The organism is Alcanivorax nanhaiticus (genome assembly GCF_000756665.1).
Classification (GTDB): domain Bacteria; phylum Pseudomonadota; class Gammaproteobacteria; order Pseudomonadales; family Alcanivoracaceae; genus Alcanivorax; species Alcanivorax nanhaiticus.
In genome coordinates this window covers 1-1122 of sequence record NZ_ARXV01000032.1, presented here as the reverse complement: position 1 = coordinate 1122, position 1122 = coordinate 1, and the positions used below count along the sequence as shown (strand labels likewise).

General features: G+C 44.1%; 3 protein-coding genes. All 3 read left to right on the top strand.

What is annotated here, in order from left to right; all coding sequences use genetic code 11:
- On the top strand, window positions 1–351 hold a 351-nt coding region (locus tag Y5S_RS19935), incomplete at its 5' end, for a hypothetical protein (protein WP_197055189.1).
- Window positions 348–605 (top strand): CPCC family cysteine-rich protein, encoded by a 258-nt coding sequence (locus Y5S_RS20205; RefSeq protein ID WP_197055188.1) that lies wholly within the window; start codon window positions 348–350, stop codon window positions 603–605. The genes Y5S_RS19935 and Y5S_RS20205, both read left to right, overlap by 4 nt.
- 46 nt (window positions 606–651) lie before the next feature.
- On the top strand, window positions 652–1023 hold the full coding sequence (locus Y5S_RS19800; protein WP_156107871.1) for a hypothetical protein: 372 nt from the start codon (window positions 652–654) through the stop codon (window positions 1021–1023).
- The last annotated feature ends 99 nt before the right edge of the window (window positions 1024–1122 follow it).

The window sequence follows — 1122 nt, the reverse complement described above, 5'->3', positions numbered from 1 at the left end:
TTTACTGCTGGTCTTTTCTTGCCCGGAAATTATGGGGCCGTTGATAACGTCGCTAAAAAAGCCTCAATTTGGACACCGACAAGGAGCCGATCATCCGTAGAAAATGCTTATGGACATTGGGTCAAACATAAAGCCGAGTTCCCCGAGTACGAAAATGCTAAGCAATATGTAGAGAGTGCCCATGATTTTCTCAAGAAAGACTCTCCGGGGCTTATGAGTAAACAGCGTCCGAACGGAGACGTACTAATTTACGATAAAAAAACAAATACGTTTGGCATTAAAGATGCCAAAGGAAGACCCAGAACAATGTTTAGACCTAAAGATGGTATAGATTATTGGAATCGACAATGATGGAGGTAGATATGAGCGCCAATTGCCCATGCTGTGAGTTCAAGACATTTGACCGGAATTCGCGGGGTAACTATGAGATATGCCCTGTATGCTTCTGGGAGGACGACCCATCACAGGAAGCTGACCCTAACTATGAGGGCGGAGCAAATGGAGTCAGCCTAAACCAAGCCAGAGCCAACTATAAAAAATGGGGGGCAATTAAATATGAGTTAATTCGATATGTAAGAGCCCCTTCGGATAAAGAGAAGATATGAAATATTAGATGAATGCGACTAACAAAGAAACGGGAGATAAAGGGCTATGGACCCCCAGGTTAATATTTTAAGTTTAAGGAAACAAATAGAGTGTGAATACGCTGGTTCTATTGGTATCTCAGGATTCGATCATGGTGTTTCAATTAACGGAAATGATGGATGGGTAATAGGTATTTCGGGCGAGCATATCCCGAGCTTCTGTGAAGTAGATTTAGATGTTCCTTTCACTGGTGATTGCTCAAACGGATTTTTCCGAGGGGTAGAGGGCAAAATCACTTTTGCTTTTGGTCCTGCGAGGCTAACCATGACAACCCCAGCCGCAAAAGAAATGCTTTCTTACTTCAGAGAGTGGTGCTCGATAGACTGGAGTGAAAGGAAGAGAGTGTCGGGGATTCTAGGAGCAGTATCTGATCGCTGATAAGGAAGACTCTCAACCAGCGGTTAGTTGAAGGGCGCTAGTGTTAGTCTAGCTGACCGACACCAGCGGCCAAGTGGTTTGGAAGGCAAAATGAAGAAT